Source organism: Streptomyces sp. NBC_00178, from assembly GCF_036206005.1.
Classification (GTDB): domain Bacteria; phylum Actinomycetota; class Actinomycetes; order Streptomycetales; family Streptomycetaceae; genus Streptomyces.
The window spans coordinates 6135744-6153095 of sequence record NZ_CP108143.1; the positions used below are offsets into that span (position 1 = coordinate 6135744).

The following is a 17352-nucleotide window of genomic DNA, read 5'->3' on the forward strand; positions in this document are numbered from 1 at the left end:
TGTCGCATTTCCGCCAGCCGCGGCGTCCGCCGTGCCCGATCCTGGATACATGCACACCGACACCGAGCGCTGCGTGCGAGCCGTGCAGTCGAAGGACTCCCGATTCGACGGCTGGTTCTTCACCGCCGTCCTGACCACCCGCATCTACTGCCGGCCCAGCTGCCCGGTCGTGCCGCCCAAGGTCCGGAACATGACCTTCTACCCCAGCGCCGCCGCCTGCCAGCAGGCCGGCTTCCGGGCCTGCAAGCGCTGCCGCCCCGACACCAGTCCCGGTTCCCCGGAGTGGAACGCCCGCGCCGACTCCGTGGCCCGTGCCATGCGGCTCATCCAGGACGGGGTCGTCGACCGGGAGGGCGTCACCGGGCTCGCCTCACGGCTCGGCTACTCCACCCGGCAGGTCGAGCGCCAGCTCCTCGCCGAACTCGGCGCGGGCCCGCTGGCGCTGGCCAGGTCGCAGCGTGCCCAGACCGCCAGGGTGCTCATCGAGACGACCGCGCTGCCGATGGCCGAGGTCGCCTTCGCCGCCGGGTTCTCATCCATCCGTACGTTCAACGACACCGTCCGCGAGGTCTTCGCGCTGGCCCCGGGCGAACTGCGCGCCCGGGCCGGACGCGGGGTGAGCGAGCCCCGGACCCCAGGCGTCATCGCCCTCCGGCTGCCGTACCGCGCCCCGCTCAACCCCAGCAACCTCTTCGGCCACCTGGCCGCGACCGCCGTGCCCGGGGTCGAGGAATGGCGCGACGGTGCCTACCGCCGCACGCTCACGCTCCCGCACGGGCACGGCATCGTGGCGCTCACCCCGCGCTCCGGGCACATCGAGTGCAGGCTTTCCCTCACCGACCCCCGCGATCTCGCCCAGGCCATCAGCCGGTGCCGCCGCCTCCTCGACCTGGACGCCGATCCCGTGGCCGTGGACGACCAGCTGCGTGCCGATCCGCTGCTCGCCCCACTGGTGGACGCGGCTCCCGGCCGCCGGGTGCCGCGCACCGTCGACGCGGCGGAGTTCGCCGTACGCGCGGTGCTCGGCCAGCAGGTCTCCACGGCCGCGGCCCGGACCCACGCGGCCAGACTGGTCCGCGCCCACGGGGTGCCGGTCGACGACCCCGAAGGCGGGCTGACCCACCTCTTCCCGGCCGCCGACGCGCTCGCCGGACTCGACCCCGAGGCGCTCGCCCTGCCGCGCAGCCGCCGCACCACGCTCACCACCCTCGTGCGGGCGCTCGCGGACGGGTCACTGCACCTGGGGGAGGGCACCGACTGGGACAGGGCCAGGGCGGAGCTGACCGCGCTCCCGGGGTTCGGTCCCTGGACGGTCGAGGTGATCGCCATGCGTGCCCTCGGGGACCCGGACGCCTTCCTCCCCACCGACCTCGGCATCCGCAGGTCCGCCGCCCGCCTCGGCCTGCCCTCGACCCCGGCGGCCCTCACCGCCCGCGCCGCCCGGTGGCGCCCCTGGCGCGCGTACGCCGTGCAGTACCTGTGGACCGTCGACGACCACCCGATCAACCACCTGCCCGCCCGGGAGCGGGAGGAGCGACCCGTGACCGCCGCGCGGGCGGAACCTGTGACCGGCGCAAGGACGAACTCGTGACCGCCGTGAGGACGAACCCATGACCACCGTGAGGACGAACCCATGATCACCGCATCCACGACGACACGGGCGCACACCGTCGTCGACAGCCCCTACGGGGCGCTCACCCTGGTCGCCACGGACGGGACGCTCTGCGGCCTCTACATGACCGGACAGCGGCACCGCCCGTCCGAGGAGACCTTCGGCCTGCCGGACCCCCGGTCCTTCGGGGAGGCGATCGCCCAGCTGGAGGCCTATTTCGCGGGCGAACTGACGGAGTTCGACCTGCCGCTCCGACTGGAGGGAACCCCGTTCCAGCGCAGCGTGTGGGCCGAGCTCGCACGGATTCCGTACGGCGAGACCCGCTCGTACGGCGAACTGGCCGACATCCTGGGCAAGCCCGGCGCGTCCCGCGCGGTGGGCCTGGCCAACGGGAAGAACCCGGTCGGGATCATCGTCCCCTGCCACCGGGTCATCGGCGCCTCGGGGAGCCTCACGGGGTACGGCGGCGGGCTGGAACGCAAGCAGCGGCTGCTGGCCTTCGAGAGGGGCGCGGAGACCGAGGCACCGGTGCTCTTCTGAGCCCGCAGGCGGGCCGGGCGGGCGGGCGGCCGGCGTGACGCGCGGCCCCCGCACCGCCGCTCCCGCCAGGCCTCCCGCGCCGCCGGGCCGCTCCCGCCGGGCCTCCCGCTCGGTGCGGCCCACCCGCCCCGGTCCTCGCAGCCGCTCAGCCGGTGAAGATCTCGACCACCGACCAGATCGCCAGCCCGAGCATGCACACACCGCCGATGCGCTGCACCGTCTTCAGCGGGACCCGCTTGGCGATGAAGCGGCCGGCCAGCAGCGCCAGCGCCGACACCGACATGAGGGCGGCGGCCGAGCCGATGGCCGTGGACCAGGCCCCGTTGCTCGCGGCCAGGTTCGCCGTCGTGATCTGCGTCAGGTCGCCCCACTCACTGATGAACACCGCCATGAACGCCGTCGAGTAGACGGGCCAGAAGCCGGTGACCGTCTTGATCTCCTCGTCCTCCTCGTCGCCACCGCTGCCGCGCAGCAGCATGAAGGCGCCGAAGGCGAAGAGGACCGCCGAGACCAGCCTGACGACCCAGTCGGGGAGCAGGCCGATCAGCCCGCCCGCGCCCACCGCGATGGCGACGTGCACGATGAAGGCGGACGAGGTGCCGAACCAGACGTAGAGGGGACGCATGCGTGTGCCCATGGCCAGCGACGCGAACATCGTCTTGTCGGGGAGCTCCGCGAGGAAGATCAGCCCGAAGGCGGTGACGATCGCCAGGAGGTCGAGATGCATTCCGGGTGGCTTTCTGTGAGAGCCGGGCCCGGGTCTTCCGCGAAGTGCCGTACGGGCTTTTCGGAGGACCACTCGGCCCGGCATGACCGCAGCGCCCGCAGGGCGCGGGCGTGTCATACCTGACCGAAGGTCTCGCCCACCCGTAAGCATCTACGAGCCCGGCCACCGGGAACCCGAAGGCTCCAGTGTGTCGACGACCGGTTTGCGGGGCTACTCCCCTTCGCAGCCGTCAACACTACCCCATCCGAGCTGCGGGAACGCGGGCCGGTACAGTCCTGCGGTGATCATCGCCGAAGACATCCGGAGCGTCCCCGCATGACCCGCCGCCCCCGCAAGCCGGCCGGTACGGGCCCGTCGAAGCCCACCGTCAGCGTGTGCCGGGGCTGCTGCTGCGGCACGGCGAAGATCCCCGGCGTGGACCACGCCGGTCAGCTCGCGCGCCTGCGCGAGGGCGTCGGCGGCGCGGCCACCGTGCGTGCCGTGAAGTGCCTGGACGCCTGCGAGCACGGCAACGTCATCGTGGTGCAGCCCTCGGCCGAGGGCCGGCTGGCGGGTGGCCGTCCGGTCTGGTTCGGGCTCGTCAACGACCCCCGGGCCGTTGACGACATCGCCGTCTGGGCGGGCGCCGGCGGACCCGGCGTCGCGGAGGCGCCGGAGATCCTCGACCTGTACGCCTTCAGCCCGTCGCGCCGGGTCCGGGCGGGCCTGGACGACTGAGCGGAGCGCAGGCACCGTACGGACGGGCCCGGGCGGCTGACCGGGTCGCAGCGCGCCCGGACCGCAGGGGCGGCGCCGCGCCCGCCCGCCTCAGCCCGCTCCGTGCTCCGCCGACAGCCGTTCGAGCAGGGCGGGCAGGGCGGTCCCGATGGGCTCGCGCACGATCTCCTCGGCCAGTTCGTCGTACGGCGTCGGTTCCGCGTTCACCACGACGAGCCGCGCCCCGTGCTCCACCGCGATCCCCGCCAGCGAGGCCGCGGGCTGCACCTGGAGTGACGTGCCCACCGCGATGAACACCTGGCTCGCCTTGGTGATCGCCATGGCGTCCGAGAGCACCTGGGGATCGAGGCGTTCACCGAACATCACCGTCGCCGGCTTCAGGATCCCGCCGCAGACCGTGCACGGCGGATCGGCCTCGCCCGCCTCGACCCGGCTCAGGGCGTCCGCCATGGGCGACCCGGCGTGACACCGCGTGCACACCACCCGGTGCACCGTGCCGTGGAGTTCGACGACCTTGCGGGCGGACAGACCGGCCCGCTGGTGCAGGCCGTCGATGTTCTGGGTGATCACCCGGACCGGCGTGCCCGAGCGTTCGAGCGCGGCCACGGCGCGGTGTGCGGCGTTCGGTTCGGCGCCCACGGCCGCACCCGCGCGGCGCATCTGCCAGGAGCGGCGGCGGATCTCCGGGTCGGACATGTAGGGGGCGTAGGTGACGAGCTTCTCCGCCTCCGGGTCCTTCCGCCAAAGGCCCTGCGGCCCGCGGTAGTCGGGAATGCCGGAGTCCGTGGAGATGCCGGCGCCGCTGAGGATCGCGACGAGAGTCATGGGGCCCGAGCGTACGCACCGCCCCGGATACCCGCGATCACATTATTCCGGTGCCGAGGCGCTGCTAGATTGCCGCCCATGGCCAAGGTGACCGTACATCTCGACGCGGAACTCGTCGTGGAGGCGATGGTGCTCGCCGGAGTCGGCAGCGCGCAGGACGCGGTCGAACTCGTCGTGCGGGACTACATCGCGCGCGGACACCGGACCGAGGCCCGGATCGCCGCCCGCGACGACGCGCTGCGCGAGACCGTGCAGCGGCCGCAGGAGCCGCAGGGCTGACCGCGCGGCTCACCGCACGGTGGTGACCACCCTCTCCGGCCGCGCGCCGGTGCGGCACAGGGTCGGGCTCGTCCGAGCGCGCCGCTCTCAGGACGGGACCCGTACGCCGTCCTCCAGTTCCGCCGTCCCGGCGCCGTCGTCGAGCACCTCCAGGGCGACGAGGACACGCTGCAGGAGCCGGTCGGGCAGGAAGCGGGGAAGTTCGCCGCGGTCCACGAGCCGCCAGGACAGCAGTTCGGCCTCCTGGAGCTCGATCGCGTCGAACCGCTCCCTGCCCAGGACGCCGCCGTCGTACAGGTAGGCGACGATCGGCGGACGGCCCCCGGCGCGTGCCCAGTCGACCGCCAGGAGCCTCCCCGGCGCGATGTCGAGCCCGATCTCCTCCGCCGTCTCCCGCCGCGCCGCCTGCCGGGGCGTCTCGCCCTCGTCGGACTCGACCGTGCCGCCCGGCAGCGTCCAGCCCTCCCGGTAGTTCGGCTCGACGATCAGGAGCCGTCCCTCCTCGTCCCTGAGGAGGGCCGCGGCTCCCGCGAGCACGCGAGGCAGGCCGGCGATGTACGTGGCGTAGTCGGAGAGAGTCACAGGGGCAGCGTAGGTGCCCGGACGGTGGTTTTGGACGGGCATGGGCAGATCAGGGGTGGTGCGGATAAGGTCGGAGCGGCGCGACTGCCTGTTCGAATGCAAAGGGATACATGGTGACGGACGGAGCAGCGATGGAGACCGCCCACGTGCTCGTGGCGGCGGACAAGTTCAAGGGCTCGCTCACGGCGGTGCAGGTCGCCGAGCGGGTGACGGCCGGACTGCGGCGCGTCGTTCCCGGCGTGCGGGTGGAGACCCTGCCCGTCGCGGACGGCGGCGACGGTACGGTCGCGGCGGCCGTGGCCGCCGGTTTCGAGCGCCGCGAGGCGCGGGTCACGGGGCCGCTGGGGACCCCGGTCACCGCGGCGTACGCGGTGCGCGGCAGCACCGCCGTGGTGGAGATGGCCGAGGCCTCGGGCCTCCAGCACCTCCCCGAGGGGGAGTTCGCCCCGCTCACGGCGACGACGTACGGCTCGGGCGAACTCCTCGCCGCCGCGCTCGACGCGGGCGCCAGGACGATCGTGTTCGGCGTCGGGGGAAGCGCCACGACCGACGGCGGCGCGGGCATGCTCGCCGCGCTCGGCGCGCGCTTCCTGGACAAGGAGGGCGAGCCCGTCGGCCCGGGTGGCGGTGGACTCGCGGGACTCGCCGAGGCCGACCTGTCGGGGCTCGATCCCCGGCTCGCCGGTGTCGACCTGATCCTGGCCAGCGACGTGGACAACCCGCTGACCGGACCGAAGGGCGCCCCCGAGGTCTACGGGCGGCAGAAGGGCGCCACCGAGGACGACATCGCGGTCCTCGACGCGGCGCTGGCCCATTACGCGTCCGTCCTGGGACCCGAGCACGCCGGACTGCCCGGAGCGGGCGCGGCGGGAGGCATCGGCTACGGCGCGCTCGTCGCGCTCGGCGCCCGCTTCCGCCCCGGCATCGAGGTCATGCTCGACGTCCTCGGCTTCGCCCCCGCGCTGGCCGAGGCCACGCTCGTCGTCACCGGGGAGGGTTCGCTGGACGAGCAGACCCTCCACGGCAAGGCTCCGGCGGGCGTCGCCGCCGCGGCACGCGAGGCCGGCGTGGAGGTCGTCGCCGTGTGCGGACGGCTCGCCCTGCCGCAGGAAGCGCTCGACGGGGCCGGTATCCGGCGGGCCTACGCGCTGACGGACCTGGAGCCCGACCCGGCCGTCTGCATGGCGCAGGCCGGCCCGCTGCTGGAACGCGCGGCCGAGGCGATCGCCCGCGACTTCCTGTCCTGACGCGGCACCGTGAGGGGATCCCCTTCCCGGGCTCCCCTCACGGCCGCGCCGGCATGAAACATCTGGTCACGGCCGCGTCAGGGCCAACGCGTCGAGTCACCGCCGCTTCGGTGTGAAGCACCGGGTCACGGCCGCGTCGGTGTGACGCGTCTCGTCACCGCCGCGTCAGGGTGAACGCGTCGAGCGCGAGCGTCACCTCGGTCAGTTCGCGCGGGCGCGACAGCGACCGGGAGGTCAGGCGCTCCAGCCTGCGCAGGCGGTTGAGCACGGTGTTGCGGTGGCAGTACAGGCGCCCGGCCGCCCGCCCCGCGGAACCCCCGCACTCCAGCCACGCCTCCAAGGTCCCGACCAGCACGGCCCGGTCCGCCGGGTCCAGCGCCAGCAGCGGACCGAAGACGCCGGTGAGCAGCCGGTCGGACAGCTCCGGCTGGCTCACCACCAGCGCCGCGGGCAGCCGTTCCTCCAGCCGTACGATTCCGGTCGTGCCCGGCGGACACGTCGTCAGAGCCACCTCGGCCAGCCGGCGTGAGGCGCCCAGTCCGGCCAGACCCTCCGCCACCGGCCCGATCCCCCCGGGCCCCGGGCACCACCGCCCCAGAAGCGCGGCGAGCCCGGCCGTGTCCCCGTCGCCCAGGGCGACGACGGCGATCTCGCGTTCCTCACGCCTCCGCCGCAGGACCCGCAGGCCGTGTACGTCCGGCCGGGTGCCCGGAGCCGTGCCACCGCCCGCCGGCCACACGGCCACGGCGTAACGCCCCAGTTCCGGCAGGCCGAGCGCGGTCGCCGCCCGCGCCGCGAGGCCGGGTTCGGCCCGGTCCTCCAGCAGGGCGTCGAGCAGCGCCCGGCCCCGCTCGTCGCCGCGCAGCCCCATGTCCCCGCTCCGTCCCGCGGCCGAGCCGCCCATGGCTGGTGAGGATGCCACCGGCCGCGCGGCGGGCGGCACTCCCGCGCCCTGCCTCTGTGCGCGTGCACAACGGGGCCGTTCCCTCACTGGTCGGGCGCAGCGGAAGCGCCCCGCAATGTGGACGCCCGGCTCGCCCGCTGCTGGTCTGTGGCACCACGACGACCAGTCGGAAGGAGGAGGACGCATGGCAACGCTCGAGATCCGCGGACTGTCCGTGGGCTACGGCCCGGTACGGGCACTGCGCGACGTCTCCGTCGACGTGCCGGCCGGCGCGATCACCGCGGTACTCGGCGGCAACGGCGCCGGGAAGACCACACTGCTGCGGGCCGTATCGCGGACCCTCGGCTTCCACCGCGGCACGGGCACGGGCACCATCCGCTTCGACGGCCGCCCCCTGGAAGGGCTCCGCCCCGCCCAGGTGGTGGCGGCGGGAGTGGTCCAGGTCCCGGAGGGCCGGCAGGTGTTCGCCCGGATGACGGTGGCCGACAACCTGCGGGCGGGCGCACTCGGGGCGAAGGGCGGGCGGCGCACGACGGCCGCGGCCCTGAAGCGCGTACACGAACTGTTCCCCGTGCTCGCCGACCGCGCGCACCAGCGCGCCGGGCTGCTGTCCGGTGGGGAGCAGCAGATGCTGGCGATGGGCCGCGCCCTGATGGCCGGGCCGCGCCTGCTGCTGCTCGACGAACCGTCCCTCGGCCTCGCCCCGCTGATGGCGGCGAGGATCGCCGAGACGGTCCAGGAGATCAACGCGGCCGGTACCTCCGTCATGCTCGTCGAGCAGAACGCGGCCATCGCCCTGCGCCTGGCCTCCACCGCCTACGTCCTGGACGTCGGCGAGGTCGCGCTGAGCGGCCCGGCCGGCGAACTCGCCGCCTCCGACGAGGTGCGCCGCCGCTACCTCGGCGTCGTCGACGAGACGGCCGCCGAGGACGCCGCACAGGCCGCCGACACCGCCCGCACCCTGAGCAGGTGGTCCGCGTGACGACCGCTCCGGCCCCGCTCACCGTGCGGGACGTGACCGTGCGCTTCGCCGGGCTCACCGCCCTCGACGCGGTGTCCTTCACCGTCGAACCGGGCAGCGTGCACGCCGTGATCGGACCCAACGGTGCGGGCAAGTCCACCACCTTCAACGTGCTGTCGGGCGTCTACCGCGCCACCTCGGGCAGTGTGCACCTGGGCTCCACCGAACTCACCGGCCTCGCACCGCACACGATCGCCGGACTCGGCGTCGCCCGCACCTTCCAGAACATCGCCCTGCCCCCGCACGCCACCGTCGCCGACAGCCTCATGCTCGGCCGCCACCGGCTGACCCGGGCCGGCTTCCTGGCGACCGGGCTGCGGCTGCCCTCCGCGACCCGTGAGGCGCACCGGCACCTCGAACGGGTGCGGGAGATCGCCGGGTTCATCGGCCTGGAGAAGGAACTCGACCGCCCCGCCGGGGCGCTCCCGTACGGCAAGCAGAAGCTCGTCGAGCTCGGCCGCGCCCTGTGCATGGAACCCGAGGTCCTGCTCCTGGACGAGCCGATCGCCGGCATGACCGCGGACGAGCGGCGGCGCACCGCGGCCGTCGTCGCGGGCGTACGCGACAGCCTCGGCATCTCGATCGTCATGGTCGAACACGACATGGGGGTGGTGATGCGGCTCGCGGACGCGGTGACCGTACTCGACTTCGGACGCAGGATCGCGGGGGGCACGCCCGCCGAGGTGCAGAACGACCCGGCCGTCGTGCAGGCCTACCTGGGGGCACAGGAATGACCACCTTCATCGAACTCCTCCTCGGCGGCCTGTCCATCGGCTCGGTGTACGCGCTGATCGCCCTGGGCTTCGTCGTCATCTTCAAGGCGACCGAGGTCGTCAACTTCGCCCACGCCTCGCTGCTGCTGGCGGGCGGCTACGTCACCGCGGTCCTCCACGACGACATCGGGTTCTGGCCCGCGCTCGGCGTCGGCATCGCGGGCGCGGCCGTCGTCGGGTCGGCCGTCGAGTTCCTCGTGATGCGCCGCTACCGGGGGAGCGACCAGAGCGTCCTGGCGATCGTCACCATCGGCGTCGACATCCTCCTGACCACGGAACTCACCCGGCGCATGGGGACGGACGTGATGGCGCTGGGCGACCCCTGGGGCGACGACGTCGTCACCATCGGCGGCGTCACCCTGGCCGAGACCCGCATCGCGGCCTTCCTCGTCGCCGGACTGCTCATCACGGTGTTCCTGCTGGCCTTCCGCTTCACCACCTGGGGCGTCTCCATGCGGGCCGCGGCCGAGAACCCGCAGACGGCCGCGCTGATGGGCATCCGGCTCGGCCGGGTCTCCCTCTCCGCGTGGGCGGTTGCGGGCGCCCTCGCCGCCGTCGCCGCGCTGTTCCTCACGGTGTTCCCGACACCCGGCCTCGAACGGGCCACCTCGCTCGCCGCGCTCAAGGCGTTCCCCGCCGCGATCCTCGGGGGCCTCGACTCGACGACCGGCGCCCTCGTGGGAGGGCTCGTCGTCGGAGTCACCGAATCACTCGCCACCGGCTACCAGAGCGACCTGTCCTTCCTCGGCCGCGGCATCGGCGATCTCGCGCCGTACCTGGTGATGGTGGTCGTCCTGCTCGTCCGGCCGGCGGGACTCTTCGGCACGAAGGAGCTGTCCCGTGTCTGATGCCACCAAGGACGCCACCGCACCCGCACCCTCGGGCGTCGCACCGCCCGTCGCCGGCACCCCGCTCGCGGGGCGGCTGCGCCGGCCCGCCCCCTACCTGTGGCTCGCCGGCTCGGTCGTGCTCCTCCTGGTCCCGTTCTACCTGGACCGGTTCTGGCTCCAGGCCGGACTGTTCGCCATGGCCGCCGCGATCGGGGCCATCGGCCTCAACCTGCTCACCGGCTCGACCGGACAACTCTCCATGGGACACGCCTTCTTCCTCGCGGTGGGCGCCTACGGCTACTGCGTCCTCGCGGGGGAGAGCAGTACGGAGAACGGTCACGTCCTCACCGGACTCGGGCTGCCCACCTGGCTCGCGGCGATCCTCGCCGTGCTCCTGGCGGGCGCCGCGGGAGGACTGTTCAGCCCCATCGCGGGACGCCTCAGCGGCGCGTACCTCGGTATCGCCACGCTGGCGCTGATCTTCATAGGCCAGCACGTGCTGTTCAACGCGGACTCGCTCACCGGGGGCTTCAACGGACGCCCCGTGCCGCCGCTCTCGCTGTTCGGGTTCACCTTCGACGACGCCGAGGTCGTCGTCGCGGCGGTGCCCTTCCAGTCGTCGGAGAAGCTCTGGTACCTCGGTCTGGCCGCACTGCTCGCCGGCGGGCTCTTCGCCCGCGGGGTGCTCCGCGGCCGGCCCGGCCGGGCGCTCAACGCCATCAGGGACCACCGGATCGCCGCCGGTGTGATGGGTGTCCCGGTGGCGCGCTACCGGGCCGGCGTGTTCGTCCTGTCCTCCATGTACGCGGGCCTCGCGGGCGTCCTGCTCGCGCTGGTCTTCCAGCGGACCGTGCCGGAGTACTTCGGCATGATCCTGTCCCTCGAATACCTCGCCATGATCGTCATCGGCGGGCTGGGCAGCGTCGCGGGAGCCGTCATCGGCGCCGCGTTCGTGTCGCTGCTCCCTCAGGTGCTCACCCACTACAGCGACTCCCTGCCCCTGGTGTCCGCCCCGGGTACGGGCGGAATCGCACCGGGTGAGGCGTCCCGCTATCTCTACGGCGCCGCGGTCGTCGCGGTCGTCCTGTTCCTGCCCGGCGGCATTGCGCGTCTGAAGAATCCAGGGGAGAAGAAGAAATGAAGCCACGTGTCACCGGAGCCGTCGTCGCGGCTCTCACCCTCACCCTCGCCCTCGCGGGATGCAGCGGGAAGGCGAAGCCGTCGGACGACGGAGCCGCGGACAAGGGCGGTGTGAAGACCGGGGAAGGGGTCACCGACTCCAAGATCACCCTCGGCGCCCTCACCGACATGACCGGGGTGTACGCCTCGCTCGGCAAGAGCGTCACCCAGGCCCAGCAGCTCTGGGTGAAGGAGACCAACAAGGCAGGCGGCATCTGCGAGCGGCAGATCGAACTGACCGTGCGCGACCACGGGTACGACCCGCAGAAGGCGATCGGTGCCTACACCGAGCTGGAACCGGAGGTGCTGGGCTTCACCCAGTTCATCGGCTCCCCGTTCGTCGCCGCCGTCGAGTCGCGGATCGACGGCCAGGACAAGGGCATCGTGCTGCCGCAGGCCTGGTCGGCGAGCCTGGTCGGATCCAAGTACGTCCGCGTCATCGGGGCGACGTACGACGTGGAGACGATCAACCTGGTCGACTTCCTGCTCGCCGAGAAGCGCATCGCCAAGGGCGACAAGATCGGCCACGTGTACTTCGAGGGCGACTACGGCGAGAACGCCCTGGCCGGCTCCAAGCACGCGGCGAAGGAGGCGGGCCTCACGGTCGTCGAGCAGAAGATCAAGCCGACCGACAACGACATGACCGCCCAGGTCTCCGCGCTCAAGCAGGCCGGTGTGAAGGCGGTCGTGATCAGTGCGGGACCGCGCCAGGCGGCCTCACTGGTCGGTGTCGCGGCGGCGACAGGGTTCGACGTCCCCGTCGTCGGCAACAACTCGGCGTACGCCCCGCAGCTCCTGGCGACCCAGGCGGGTGCCGCGCTGCAGAAGGACTACTACATCGGCGCCTCCACCCTGCCCATCGGCGACGCGGGCGCAGGCCCGGCGAAGCTCGCCGCGGCGTACGGCGCCGCGTACCCGAAGGACGGCCTCGACAACGGCGTCATCGCCGGCTACAACGCCGCGACCGTCTTCGGGGAGGCGCTGAAGAAGGCCTGCGCGTCCAAGGACCTGACCCGCGAGGGTGTCGACAAGGCCCTGCTCACCATCAAGGACTTCGGCGCGGACTTCGGCATCTCGCACGACTTCACCGACCCGTCGGCGCCGTCCACCCGCGAGACCGTCGTCATGAAGCCCGACGCCAAGACGCCCGGCGGTCTCAAGGTGGTCCGCCCGGCCGAGGTGTCGGCGGCGGCCGAGTCGTTCACACCCGCGTCCTGACCTCCCCGCACGGCGACGGGCCCGGCCTCCTCGGCCGGGCCCGTCCGTGTGCTGTGGGGAGGTGTGCGGTCAGGAGGTGTAGGCCTCCAGTTCCGAGAGCTGACCGGCGGGCCAGCCCGTGTTGGCGGTGAACGTCAGCCGCAGGTAACGGACCGGCGTGCCGGTGAGGCTCACCGTCGCCGTGTTGCCGCTCGCCGGGTTGAAGGTGTAACCCGTCGCCGCCTTCAATGAGTTGTACGTGGAGTTGTCTGTGCTGCCCGTGACCCCGATGGTCTGGGTGCGCGTCCCCCAGGCGGAGGCCGGGGGCAGCTTCAGGACCAGTCGCTTGACCGCCTTGGCGGCTCCGAGGTCCACGGTGACGGACTGCGGGAAGGCGTTGTTGCGGCTCTCCCAGTAGCTGTTGGTGTTGCCGTCGACCGCGTTGCCCGCGCCGTACACGTCGGCGTGGCTCGTCTCGGTGATCGGGCGGCCCTGGGCGAGGTTGCCCGTCTCCTCGGGCGGGTCCGTCGGGTCCGTGGGATCGGTCGGATCGGTCGGGTCCGTGGGGTTGCCGCCGCCGGGAACCCCGCCGTTGGTCCACACCGGGTCGGGCCAGACACCCGTGCAGGCGGGCGGGTTGGCGTACCAGCCCGAGTTGCCGGTGCCCTGGGTGATCTGGAAGCCGCTGCCGACACAGTTGTGGATCGGGTTGGACTGGGCGATGTGGGTGGCGACGACCTTGTTGAAGGACGCCGTGCCCGGAGCCTGGATCTGGAGGGCGTAGGTACCGGCGCCGTCGATCTTGATGTTGTCGAAGTGCAGCCCGTTGCTGGCGCCCTCGATCAGGTGGATCGCGGCGTAGGAGCTGTCCAGGACCTCGCTGTCGGTGATGTTGATGGTCGCGTTGTTGATCGGCTCGTTGAGTCCGCTGAACCAGATCGCGCCGACGCCGAAGCGCCAGTTGTAGTCGTTGTTCCCGGTGCGGATCAGGGTGTTGCGGGCCGCGGTGTGCGTGCCGGACACCGCCGTGCCCTGGCCCGAGTTGACGCCCGGGTACCGGTTGGCGATGTGCAGCCCGCCACCGTTGGTGATGGTGTCCGACATGACGTTGTCGGAGATCGTGATGTCCTTGCCGCCGTACGTGACGATGTTGTTCGCGAGGATCGGCAGGATCACGGTGTTGAACGTGAACTTGTTCTTCACGTTCGGGACGTTCTCCGCCCACATGGCCAGACCGTCGTCACCGGTGTTGCGGACGAAGGTGTTGGTCACCGTGGAGTTCGTGACGCCGTAGTGGAAGTTCACGCCGTCGGCGGTCTGGTCCAGGATCCGGCTGTTCCTGATGGTGAAGTTGTCCATCGGGCCGTCCATCCAGGCGCCGCACTTGGTGTGCTGCATCCAGACGTTGTCGACGACCGAGTTGGACATGGCCCCGCCGATGGCGTTGACCTGGTCGTTGTCCTCGCGCTCACGGATGTCGCCGATGATGGCGAAGTCCTTGAGGCTGACGTTGCTGCTGCCGCCCTGCGCCGCGTACTTGCCGTAGACGCCGACCGCCTTGCTGCGGTCCGTGGGGTGACGGCCGGTCAGCACGCTGTACCAGGGGCCCGCCCCGCGCAGGGTCACCTTGTCGACGACGATGTGGTCCTGCACCTTGAAGGTGCCCTGCGGGATGTACACCTCCTTGCCCTGGGTGCGGCCCGCGTCGACCGCAGCCTGGATCTTCGCGGTGGAGTCCGCGGCGCCCGACGGGTCGGCCCCGAAGTCGCTCACCACGTCCAGCGCCCCCGAAGGCTTGCCGATCGGTGCCGCGACCTGCTCGAAGTCCGCCAGGTCGATGGTGAACGTCGGCGACGCCGCGGTGGAGGTGACCTGGAGCCTGACCTTCGTGCCGGCGGCCAGGGTCGACCCGAACATGGTCCGTGTCTCGTCGTAGAAGTGGTGCGGGTTGGTGTCACCGGGGTTGTTGTTGAAGGGGTAACCCCCGTAGTACCAGCCGTACTTCGACGTCACCGGGACGCTCTTCAGCGAGGAGCCGTTGATCCGCAGGTCGAGGGAGGCGTCCCGGCCCGTCCCCGCCGCGTTGTCCGGCAGCGAATAGCGGAACGTCATCGCGTTCGCCGGTGCGGTGAGCGTGAACTCGACGTACTCGCCCGCGGCGTCGAGCGTGACGGCCTGGCGGCCCGACGCCTCGGACGGCAGCGTGCCGTACAGACGGTTCGGGCCGATCAGGGAGCCGTTGGTGGCGGCGTACTCGGCTTCCTGTTCCTTGAACGGGACGGTGGCGCCGCGACCGGATATCCCGACGGGCGACGGGGCGGGTACGGCTGCGGCCTGGGCGGGGGGAGCGCCGGCCAGCACGACCGCGGCGGCGGTGCCCGCGGCGGCGAGTGCGACGGAGAGGGAGGCGGACAGGGAGCGTCTGAACAGACGCGGTCCTGGGAGTGGTGGGGTCACGTGTGGGACGTCCTTGCGGCTCGACGGGCTCTTCGGACGCCCCACAGGCTAGGAGAGCCGCAGTAAAGAAGTCCACGGTGCTGCGCAAGATTTCGTCTTCATCGCTCAAATAAGTGACTCGCGTACGGGAATACTGAGCGGGGAGCACGGGCACACATGCTCGGGAAGGGAGGTTGTCATGTCCATCGACGGTCGTGCGGCGTCGTTCCGGGCGAGCGGCGGGAGCCGTCGTCAGCTCTCGTCCCGCAGTGCGTTGATGAGCAGCAGCGCGATGTCGTCGGTGCCCGGCGTGGCCCCGCGCGCGTAGCGCACGAGTGTGTCCGCGACGGAGTCCATGTCCTGGTCCAGGGCGAGGGCGAAGTGCTCGGCCAGGTCCGAGGTGGCGTCGTCGAGGTCCACTCCCGGGGCCTCCACGAGTCCGTCCGTGAACAGGGCGAGGGCCGCGCCCAGCGGCAGGGGCACCTCCGCCGTGGGATAGCGGGCCGCGGGGTCGATGCCCAGCAGGATGCCCGGCGGCAGACGCAGGGCCTCGGTCTGGCCGTCCGGCTGCCGCAGCAGCGGTGGCGGGTGGCCGGCGGTGGCCAGCACCGCGCGCCGCCCGGCCAGATCGAGGTGGACGTAGAGACAGCTGGTGAACAGCCCGGGGTCCAGGTCCATGACCAGCCGGTTCGTGCGCGCCAGTACCTCGTCGGGCGGCGCCCCCGCCGAGGCGTGCACGGCGGTGCGGACCTGCCCCATGAGCGCGGCGGCGTTCTCGTTGTGCCCCTGTACGTCGCCGATCGCGGCGGCGACGGTGTTCTCGTCGAGCCGGATCAGGTCGTAGAAGTCACCGCCGATCCCCATGCCGCGGGTGGACGGGAGGTAGCGGGCAGCGACGTCCAGTCCGGGGACGGCGGGGAGGGTCTGCGGCAGGAGGTGGGCCTGCAGACTGTGCGCCAGCCGGTCCTTGGCGTCGTAGAGGCGTGCCCGGTCGAGGGCCTGGGCCACCAGCCCGGCGATCGAGGTCAGCAGGGCGCGTTCCTCGTCCCCGAAGTGATGGGGCCGGTCGTACGCGAGGACCAGCGAGCCGATGGGCCGCCCGGAGACGACCAGCGGAAGGAAGGCGCAGGCCGCGACGGCGTGGCGCAGATCCGCGGACGGATAGGCGCGCCGCAGGTCGTCGAAGCTCGCGTAGAAGTCGGGGCTGCCCGTCGTCAGCACATGCGCGGCCGGTGTCCCCGAGGTGAGGGGTGCACCGTCGAAGCGGTCCATGAGCGCGGGCCGGCTGCCCAGGCTGCCCTCCACCCGCAGCCTGCCCTCCGCCGACGTCATCACCACGAGGGTCTGGATCCGGAAGGCGGGCATCAGCTGGTCGCCGGCCAGCTCGATCACGTCCTTGGTGGCGACCGCCTCGGTGAGGGTCGCTGCCAGATGCATCAGGTGGTACAGCGCACCGGCCCGGGTGGGGACGGTCGAGATCGGGGGCAGCGGGGGTGTCGGATCGTCCGTGGGCCCCGGCTCCGTGGTGGGGATGATGCGGACGCTGATGCCGGTGTTGTCCGGGAAGAGGTGAAAGGTCAGCCATCGGTCCGGGGGCCGCAGCACGGTGAAGGACGTCTGCTGACGGCCGATGACGGCAGCCCGGTAGTGGTCCTCGACGGCCGGATTGTTCAGCCAGGGGAGCGACACCCAGGGCAGGGTCCCCAGCACGTCCTCGGCCCTGGCCCCCAGCAGGGCGGAGGCGGCGTCGTTGAGGAAGGTGATCGAACCGTCCATGGCCAGCGCGCAGCTTCCTCCGGGGAGCCGCTGGACGAACTCCGCGGCGCCAAGGGCTTCGGCCGGCCCGGGCGGCACCGGTTCCGGTCGGGGCAGCACCCGCGGCTGGGCGCCGGGAAGAACCGGGGAGCCTCTGCTCTCGGCCTGCTGCAGGAGCATCCCGATGGAGTGGCAGCCCGCGAGGAAGGCCCGGCGCTCGTCGGACGACAGCTCCGGCGAGTGGGATCCGGGCCACAGCAGGACCACCCCGCCCCGGTCGGAGGCGCCGGTACGGACCGGGGCGGCGCAGAGGGCGAAGCGGTACGGCAGGACGAGAGCGGTACGCGGATAGCGTCGGGCCAGCTCCTCCTGGCTGCCCAGCCAGATCGGACAACGCAGGCGTACGGCGTCGGCCACCGGCATGGGCGCGGACAGCGGGACCCTGGTCCACAGGGCGGCGAGCTGAGCCGGCGCCCCGGCCAGGACCGTCAGGTGCAGCGTCGTGCCGTTCCTCGGCAGCAGGTACAGCATGGCCACCGAGGCGCCGGACTCGCGCACGACACGGGCCACGGCGCCGTCCAGCAGCTCCGTACCCGGATCGGTGGCGGCGACAGGTGCCGCGTGGTCGTGCACGTTCTCCAGCGTCCCCCGGGAGAAGCGGCCCCGCACCCGCTGCCGCTCACGGTGTGCGCGGACGGTGAGCCGGCGGGCACGCGGGCGGCCCGGGC

The 17352-nt window shown here is 72.4% G+C and carries 16 protein-coding genes; 10 read left to right on the forward strand and 6 right to left on the reverse strand.

Going from position 1 to position 17352, the window contains the following annotated elements:
• The first annotated feature begins 49 nt into the window (after positions 1–49).
• Together OHT61_RS26830 and OHT61_RS26835 are read left to right on the forward strand one after the other, a co-directional pair.
• Positions 50–1591, forward strand: coding sequence for an AlkA N-terminal domain-containing protein (locus OHT61_RS26830; RefSeq protein WP_329041736.1), 1542 nt, complete (start codon positions 50–52; stop codon positions 1589–1591).
• 42 nt (positions 1592–1633) lie between these two features.
• A complete protein-coding gene (locus tag OHT61_RS26835; protein ID WP_329041738.1) occupies positions 1634–2152 on the forward strand; it encodes a methylated-DNA--[protein]-cysteine S-methyltransferase in 519 nt (172 codons plus the stop codon).
• A gap of 145 nt (positions 2153–2297) precedes the next feature.
• Here OHT61_RS26835 and OHT61_RS26840 read toward each other — a convergent pair whose 3' ends face one another.
• On the reverse strand, positions 2298–2879 hold the full coding sequence (locus tag OHT61_RS26840) for a TMEM165/GDT1 family protein (RefSeq protein WP_329041739.1): 582 nt from the start codon (positions 2877–2879) through the stop codon (positions 2298–2300).
• A gap of 315 nt (positions 2880–3194) precedes the next feature.
• Here OHT61_RS26840 and OHT61_RS26845 point away from each other — a divergent pair, with 315 nt between their 5' ends.
• A complete protein-coding gene (locus tag OHT61_RS26845) occupies positions 3195–3596 on the forward strand; it encodes a (2Fe-2S) ferredoxin domain-containing protein (RefSeq protein ID WP_329041740.1) in 402 nt (133 codons plus the stop codon).
• Positions 3597–3686: 90 nt separating this feature from the next.
• On the opposite strand, the gene OHT61_RS26850 is transcribed toward OHT61_RS26845, so the two are convergent.
• Positions 3687–4421 carry an SIR2 family NAD-dependent protein deacylase gene (locus tag OHT61_RS26850; protein WP_329041741.1) on the reverse strand — a complete coding sequence of 245 codons (735 nt, stop codon included), beginning with the start codon at positions 4419–4421 and terminating at the stop codon, positions 3687–3689.
• A gap of 78 nt (positions 4422–4499) precedes the next feature.
• Between OHT61_RS26850 and OHT61_RS26855 the strand changes: the two genes are divergently transcribed.
• Positions 4500–4700 (forward strand): type II toxin-antitoxin system VapB family antitoxin, encoded by a 201-nt coding sequence (locus tag OHT61_RS26855; protein ID WP_329041742.1) that lies wholly within the window; start codon positions 4500–4502, stop codon positions 4698–4700.
• An 87-nt stretch (positions 4701–4787) separates the two neighbouring features.
• Here the strand turns inward: OHT61_RS26855 and OHT61_RS26860 are convergent, their stop codons facing one another.
• Positions 4788–5324, reverse strand: a complete 537-nt coding sequence (locus OHT61_RS26860; RefSeq protein WP_443049544.1) for an NUDIX domain-containing protein — start codon at positions 5322–5324, stop codon at positions 4788–4790.
• A gap of 89 nt (positions 5325–5413) precedes the next feature.
• Between OHT61_RS26860 and OHT61_RS26865 the strand changes: the two genes are divergently transcribed.
• Complete coding sequence (locus OHT61_RS26865; RefSeq protein WP_329041744.1) at positions 5414–6529, forward strand: glycerate kinase; 1116 nt, start codon at positions 5414–5416, stop codon at positions 6527–6529.
• Positions 6530–6683: 154 nt separating this feature from the next.
• On the opposite strand, the gene OHT61_RS26870 is transcribed toward OHT61_RS26865, so the two are convergent.
• Complete coding sequence (locus tag OHT61_RS26870) at positions 6684–7433, reverse strand: PucR family transcriptional regulator (protein ID WP_329041745.1); 750 nt, start codon at positions 7431–7433, stop codon at positions 6684–6686.
• Positions 7434–7617: 184 nt separating this feature from the next.
• Between OHT61_RS26870 and OHT61_RS26875 the strand changes: the two genes are divergently transcribed.
• From OHT61_RS26875 to OHT61_RS26895, 5 genes are read left to right on the forward strand one after another with little or no spacing between them, the layout of a single operon-like run.
• Entirely contained in the window at positions 7618–8415 is a 798-nt protein-coding gene (locus tag OHT61_RS26875; RefSeq protein WP_329041747.1) for an ABC transporter ATP-binding protein, read from the forward strand.
• Positions 8412–9188 carry an ABC transporter ATP-binding protein gene (locus OHT61_RS26880; protein ID WP_329041749.1) on the forward strand — a complete coding sequence of 259 codons (777 nt, stop codon included), beginning with the start codon at positions 8412–8414 and terminating at the stop codon, positions 9186–9188. Before OHT61_RS26875 ends, OHT61_RS26880 begins: the two co-directional genes overlap by 4 nt.
• Positions 9185–10075: a branched-chain amino acid ABC transporter permease gene (locus OHT61_RS26885; protein WP_329041750.1), complete on the forward strand. Its 891-nt coding sequence runs from the start codon at positions 9185–9187 to the stop codon at positions 10073–10075. Before OHT61_RS26880 ends, OHT61_RS26885 begins: the two co-directional genes overlap by 4 nt.
• Positions 10068–11198, forward strand: a complete 1131-nt coding sequence (locus tag OHT61_RS26890) for a branched-chain amino acid ABC transporter permease (protein ID WP_329041751.1) — start codon at positions 10068–10070, stop codon at positions 11196–11198. Before OHT61_RS26885 ends, OHT61_RS26890 begins: the two co-directional genes overlap by 8 nt.
• Complete coding sequence (locus OHT61_RS26895; protein ID WP_329041753.1) at positions 11195–12454, forward strand: ABC transporter substrate-binding protein; 1260 nt, start codon at positions 11195–11197, stop codon at positions 12452–12454. Before OHT61_RS26890 ends, OHT61_RS26895 begins: the two co-directional genes overlap by 4 nt.
• 69 nt (positions 12455–12523) lie before the next feature.
• On the opposite strand, the gene OHT61_RS26900 is transcribed toward OHT61_RS26895, so the two are convergent.
• Positions 12524–14890, reverse strand: coding sequence for a discoidin domain-containing protein (locus OHT61_RS26900; RefSeq protein WP_329041754.1), 2367 nt, complete (start codon positions 14888–14890; stop codon positions 12524–12526).
• A 231-nt stretch (positions 14891–15121) separates the two neighbouring features.
• Complete coding sequence (locus tag OHT61_RS26905; RefSeq protein ID WP_329041755.1) at positions 15122–17257, reverse strand: SpoIIE family protein phosphatase; 2136 nt, start codon at positions 17255–17257, stop codon at positions 15122–15124.
• Positions 17258–17352 lie beyond the last annotated feature (95 nt).

Excerpts from the sequence above, each read along its gene's own strand:
- OHT61_RS26830 (WP_329041736.1), top strand. The coding sequence starts at position 50 with ATGCACACCGACACCGAGCGCTGCGTGCGAGCCGTGCAGTCGAAGGAC.
- OHT61_RS26835 (WP_329041738.1), top strand. The coding sequence starts at position 1,634 with ATGATCACCGCATCCACGACGACACGGGCGCACACCGTCGTCGACAGC.
- OHT61_RS26840 (WP_329041739.1), bottom strand. The coding sequence starts at position 2,879 with ATGCATCTCGACCTCCTGGCGATCGTCACCGCCTTCGGGCTGATCTTC.
- OHT61_RS26845 (WP_329041740.1), top strand. The coding sequence starts at position 3,195 with ATGACCCGCCGCCCCCGCAAGCCGGCCGGTACGGGCCCGTCGAAGCCC.
- OHT61_RS26850 (WP_329041741.1), bottom strand. The coding sequence starts at position 4,421 with ATGACTCTCGTCGCGATCCTCAGCGGCGCCGGCATCTCCACGGACTCC.
- OHT61_RS26855 (WP_329041742.1), top strand. The coding sequence starts at position 4,500 with ATGGCCAAGGTGACCGTACATCTCGACGCGGAACTCGTCGTGGAGGCG.
- OHT61_RS26860 (WP_443049544.1), bottom strand. The coding sequence starts at position 5,324 with ATGCCCGTCCAAAACCACCGTCCGGGCACCTACGCTGCCCCTGTGACT.
- OHT61_RS26865 (WP_329041744.1), top strand. The coding sequence starts at position 5,414 with ATGGAGACCGCCCACGTGCTCGTGGCGGCGGACAAGTTCAAGGGCTCG.
- OHT61_RS26870 (WP_329041745.1), bottom strand. The coding sequence starts at position 7,433 with ATGGGCGGCTCGGCCGCGGGACGGAGCGGGGACATGGGGCTGCGCGGC.
- OHT61_RS26875 (WP_329041747.1), top strand. The coding sequence starts at position 7,618 with ATGGCAACGCTCGAGATCCGCGGACTGTCCGTGGGCTACGGCCCGGTA.
- OHT61_RS26885 (WP_329041750.1), top strand. The coding sequence starts at position 9,185 with ATGACCACCTTCATCGAACTCCTCCTCGGCGGCCTGTCCATCGGCTCG.
- OHT61_RS26895 (WP_329041753.1), top strand. The coding sequence starts at position 11,195 with ATGAAGCCACGTGTCACCGGAGCCGTCGTCGCGGCTCTCACCCTCACC.